Below are 5,728 nucleotides of genomic sequence, written 5' to 3'. Positions count from 1 at the left end.
CGTCTATAATACGCACCTCATCAAGACGAGCTGGAAGTAGCTAGTGTGATTACACATTAATAACCCAGTTAACTTGTTGAAACAAATTAAAAAAAGAAGTTGACAGACTATTAAAACATGATATGATGGTCAGCTCGCTAAATAGGATAAGCCACATTGGCTGACTTGTTTAGTTTGAAATACTAGCACTGGACGACAGTGTCAGACATTATTTAAAAGCATAACTAAAGAACAACTTGTGTGGATTTTTGCTGATTCAGAATGCTAAAAAATAAAGTTGACTATCTTTTCTTTTCGGAGAGATTATTAACTATAAAAATTATCATTTAAGACAGCAGAAAAACTCAAAGTTAATTCATTACGAACATAATTTTTAGCGATTTTGCCAGATTAGATGAGCCAAGTTTAGAAGCTTCTTTAAAGAGCTTCATAGCAAGATTAAACTGAAGAGTTTGATCATGGCTCAGATTGAACGCTGGCGGCAGGCTTAACACATGCAAGTCGAGCGGAAACGATGGTAGCTTGCTACCAGGCGTCGAGCGGCGGACGGGTGAGTAATACTTAGGAATCTACCTAGTAGTGGGGGATAGCACGGGGAAACTCGTATTAATACCGCATACGACCTACGGGAGAAAGGGGGCAGTTTACTGCTCTCGCTATTAGATGAGCCTAAGTCGGATTAGCTAGATGGTGGGGTAAAGGCCTACCATGGCGACGATCTGTAGCTGGTCTGAGAGGATGATCAGCCACACCGGGACTGAGACACGGCCCGGACTCCTACGGGAGGCAGCAGTGGGGAATATTGGACAATGGGGGAAACCCTGATCCAGCCATGCCGCGTGTGTGAAGAAGGCCTTTTGGTTGTAAAGCACTTTAAGCAGTGAAGAAGACTCTTCGGTTAATACCCGGAGACGATGACATTAGCTGCAGAATAAGCACCGGCTAACTCTGTGCCAGCAGCCGCGGTAATACAGAGGGTGCAAGCGTTAATCGGAATTACTGGGCGTAAAGCGAGCGTAGGTGGCTTGATAAGTCAGATGTGAAATCCCCGGGCTTAACCTGGGAACTGCATCTGAAACTGTTAGGCTAGAGTAGGTGAGAGGGAAGTAGAATTTCAGGTGTAGCGGTGAAATGCGTAGAGATCTGAAGGAATACCGATGGCGAAGGCAGCTTCCTGGCATCATACTGACACTGAGGCTCGAAAGCGTGGGTAGCAAACAGGATTAGATACCCTGGTAGTCCACGCCGTAAACGATGTCTACTAGTCGTTGGGTCCCTTGAGGACTTAGTGACGCAGCTAACGCAATAAGTAGACCGCCTGGGGAGTACGGCCGCAAGGTTAAAACTCAAATGAATTGACGGGGGCCCGCACAAGCGGTGGAGCATGTGGTTTAATTCGATGCAACGCGAAGAACCTTACCTGGTCTTGACATATCTAGAATCCTGCAGAGATGCGGGAGTGCCTTCGGGAATTAGAATACAGGTGCTGCATGGCTGTCGTCAGCTCGTGTCGTGAGATGTTGGGTTAAGTCCCGCAACGAGCGCAACCCTTGTCCTTAGTTACCAGCGGGTTAAGCCGGGAACTCTAAGGATACTGCCAGTGACAAACTGGAGGAAGGCGGGGACGACGTCAAGTCATCATGGCCCTTACGACCAGGGCTACACACGTGCTACAATGGTAGGTACAGAGGGCAGCTACACAGCGATGTGATGCGAATCTCAAAAAGCCTATCGTAGTCCAGATTGGAGTCTGCAACTCGACTCCATGAAGTAGGAATCGCTAGTAATCGCGGATCAGAATGCCGCGGTGAATACGTTCCCGGGCCTTGTACACACCGCCCGTCACACCATGGGAGTTGATTGCACCAGAAGTGGATAGCTTAACCTTCGGGGAGGCGTTCACCACGGTGTGGTTGATGACTGGGGTGAAGTCGTAACAAGGTAGCCGTAGGGGAACCTGCGGCTGGATCACCTCCTTATAGACGCATTCGGTCAGCAAGAATTCACAACAAGTTGTTCTTTAGTTTAAGCTTACGTTTTTAACAAACGTATTAGGGTCTGTAGCTCAGCTGGTTAGAGCACCGTGTTGATAACGCGGGGGTCGGTGGTTCAAGTCCACCTAGACCCACCATTTTACAATGGGGCCATAGCTCAGTTGGTAGAGCGCCTGCCTTGCACGCAGGAGGTCAACGGTTCGACTCCGTTTGGCTCCACCACTACTAAGACGGTTAAGTAAGCTTTAGATGCTAATAAATAAATAGGTATTAAATAGAAACAAGTGATTGTGATTGATTACTTCTTTCTGTTTTATACAGAATCTGTGACTCGACGAGAGCATAGAGACTATTTAAAAACATAGATATGAGTCTGGGTTAGGAAGAGCGTGTTCACGCGCACTTCTTAACCTTAATAACTCACCTCTTAACGACATCAGTTGTTATCCCAGGGGTGAGTTATTAAAAAAAGTAAAGAGAACTGAATCAAGCGTATAAACATAGGTGATATCGTTATCATAATTAGATTGTATGACACTTAGAAGTCGAAAGACTACTTGGGGTTGTATGGTCAAGTAATGAAGCGCACATGGTGGATGCCTTGGCAGTCAGAGGCGATGAAAGACGTGACAGCCTGCGATAAGCTTCGGGGAGGCGGCAATATCCTGTGATCCGGAGATTTCTGAATGGGGAAACCCACTTACCATAAGGTAGGTATCCTAATTTATTAGGAAGCGAACGAGGGGAAGTGAAACATCTCAGTACCCTTAGGAATAGACATCAATTGAGATTCCCCTAGTAGCGGCGAGCGAACGGGGAGAAGCCGATTAATTCTAATGTAGAAGAACAGCGTGGGAAAGCTGACCGTAGTAGGTGATAGTCCTGTATTCGAAACATTAGAGTTAACATATTAAGTAGAGCGGGGCACGAGAAATCCTGTTTGAAGATGGGGGGACCATCCTCCAAGGCTAAATACTCCTGACTGACCGATAGTGAACCAGTACCGTGAGGGAAAGGCGAAAAGAACCCCTGTGAGGGGAGTGAAATAGAACCTGAAACCGTGTGCGTACAAGCAGTGGGAGCCCACTTGTTGGGTGACCGCGTACCTTTTGTATAATGGGTCAGCGACTTATATTCTGTAGCAAGGTTAACCGTTTAGGGGAGCCGTAGGGAAACCGAGTCTTAATAGGGCGTTTAGTTGCAGGGTATAGACCCGAAACCGAGTGATCTATCCATGAGCAGGTTGAAAGTGCCGTAACAGGCACCGGAGGACCGAACCCACTGTCGTTGAAAAGCCAGGGGATGACTTGTGGATAGGGGTGAAAGGCTAATCAAACTCGGTGATAGCTGGTTCTCCCCGAAAGCTATTTAGGTAGCGCCTCGGACGAACACCATTGGGGGTAGAGCACTGTTTCGGCTAGGGGGTCATACCGACTTACCAAACCGATGCAAACTCCGAATACCGATGAGTGATATCCGGGAGACACACGGTGGGTGCTAACGTCCATCGTGGAGAGGGAAACAACCCAGACCGCCAGCTAAGGCCCCAAATTCCTAGTTAAGTGGGAAACGAGGTGGGAAGGCATAGACAGCTAGGAGGTTGGCTTAGAAGCAGCCATCCTTTAAAGAAAGCGTAATAGCTCACTAGTCGAGTCGGCCCGCGCGGAAGATGTAACGGGGCTCAAACTAGGAGCCGAAGCTGCGGATTTGAATTTGTTTTCAAGTGGTAGGGGAGCGTTGTGTAAGCCTGTGAAGGTGTGTTGTAAAGCATGCTGGAGGTATCACAAGAGCGAATGCTGACGTGAGTAACGATAATGCGAGTGAAAAGCTCGCACGCCGGAAGATCAAGGGTTCCAGTCCAACGTTAATCGGGGCTGGGTGAGTCGACCCCTAAGGCGAGGCCGAAAGGCGTAGTCGATGGGAAATCGGTTAATATTCCGATACTTGTTTATAATGCGATGGAGGGACGGAGAAGGTTATGTCAGCCTGGCGTTGGTTGTCCAGGTGAAAGGATGTAGGTTTATAGCTTAGGTAAATCCGGGCTATTCTATACCGAGATCTGATAGCAAGCTGTACTTGTACAGCGAAGTGGCAAATACCATGCTTCCAGGAAAAGCTTCTAAGCAATAGTTATAAACGAATCGTACCCTAAACCGACACAGGTGATCAGGTAGAGAATACCAAGGCGCTTGAGAGAACTCTGCTGAAGGAACTAGGCAAAATGGTACCGTAACTTCGGGAGAAGGTACGCTGTTGATGGTGATAGGACTTGCTCCTTGAGCTGTTGGCAGTCGCAGATACCAGGCTGCTGCAACTGTTTATTAAAAACACAGCACTCTGCAAACACGAAAGTGGACGTATAGGGTGTGATGTCTGCCCGGTGCTGGAAGGTTAATTGATGGGGTTAGCGTAAGCGAAGCTCTTGATCGAAGCCCCAGTAAACGGCGGCCGTAACTATAACGGTCCTAAGGTAGCGAAATTCCTTGTCGGGTAAGTTCCGACCTGCACGAATGACATAATGATGGCAGCGCTGTCTCCAGCAGAGACTCAGTGAAATCGAAATCGCAGTGAAGATGCTGTGTACCCGCGGCTAGACGGAAAGACCCCGTGAACCTTTACTACAGCTTTACATTGAACTTTGACCTGACTTGTGCAGGATAGGTGGGAGGCTTTGAAGCCGAGACGCTAGTCTCGGTGGAGCCAATCTTGAAATACCACCCTGGTCATGTTGGGGTTCTAACTCAGGTATAACAATACCGAGGACAATGTATGGTGGGTAGTTTGACTGGGGCGGTCTCCTCCTAAAGAGTAACGGAGGAGTACGAAGGTGCGCTCAGACCGGTCGGAAATCGGTCGTAGAGTATAAAGGCAAAAGCGCGCTTAACTGCGAGACCCACAAGTCGAGCAGGTACGAAAGTAGGTCTTAGTGATCCGGTGGTTCTGTATGGAAGGGCCATCGCTCAACGGATAAAAGGTACTCTGGGGATAACAGGCTGATACCGCCCAAGAGTTCATATCGACGGCGGTGTTTGGCACCTCGATGTCGGCTCATCTCATCCTAGGGCTGAAGCAGGTCCTAAGGGTATGGCTGTTCGCCATTTAAAGAGGTACGCGAGCTGGGTTTAGAACGTCGTGAGACAGTTCGGTCCCTATCTACCGTGGGCGTTGGAAATTTGAGAGGATCTGCTCCTAGTACGAGAGGACCAGAGTGGACGAACCTCTGGTGTTCGGGTTGTCACGCCAGTGGCATTGCCCGGTAGCTACGTTCGGATGGGATAACCGCTGAAAGCATCTAAGCGGGAAGCCCACCTCAAGATTAGATTTCCCTAAAGAGCCGTTCAAGACTAGGACGTTGATAGGCAGGGTGTGGAAGCGCAGCGATGCGTGTAGCTAACCTGTACTAATTGCTCGTTTGGCTTGACCATACAACACCCAAGTGGTTTGTATGCAAGTCTAATTAATCTATCTTGTATAGCTCAGGCTATAGAATAAGAAAGAACATTTCGATATCACCTTTAACCTTGATTCAGTTAGGTTACAAGTTGATCGACCATAAACTAAACATTTATAGTCAAACAATAAAAACAACAGACTCATATCTAACCCCCTTTGCTGACGACAATAGCGCGATGGCCCCACCTGATCCCTTCCCGAACTCAGAAGTGAAACATCGTAGCGCCAATGGTAGTGTGGTTCGCCCATGTGAGAGTAGGTCATCGTCAGCTCTCTATTCT

2 tRNA genes and 3 rRNA genes are annotated in these 5,728 nt (G+C 48.2%); all 5 read left to right on the top strand.

The features are described from left to right. The first annotated feature begins 440 nt into the window (after positions 1-440). Positions 441-1,979 (top strand): 16S ribosomal RNA (locus QL886_RS12945). A 75-nt stretch (positions 1,980-2,054) separates the two neighbouring features. Then, positions 2,055-2,131, top strand: a tRNA-Ile gene (locus tag QL886_RS12940). Between the two features lie 9 nt (positions 2,132-2,140). Beyond that, positions 2,141-2,216 (top strand) — tRNA-Ala (locus QL886_RS12935). A 347-nt stretch (positions 2,217-2,563) separates the two neighbouring features. Next, positions 2,564-5,419: ribosomal RNA gene (locus QL886_RS12930) — 23S ribosomal RNA — on the top strand. Between the two features lie 186 nt (positions 5,420-5,605). Then, positions 5,606-5,719, top strand: a 5S ribosomal RNA gene (gene rrf / locus QL886_RS12925). The 16S, 23S and 5S rRNA genes sit together here with 2 tRNA genes alongside, the layout of an rRNA operon. Positions 5,720-5,728: the final 9 nt, after the last annotated feature.

Origin of the sequence: Psychrobacter sp. APC 3281 (genome assembly GCF_030407815.1) — a bacterium.
In the GTDB taxonomy this organism is placed as follows: Bacteria; Pseudomonadota; Gammaproteobacteria; order Pseudomonadales; family Moraxellaceae; genus Psychrobacter.
This window is presented reverse-complemented; position numbering and strand designations above follow the sequence as displayed.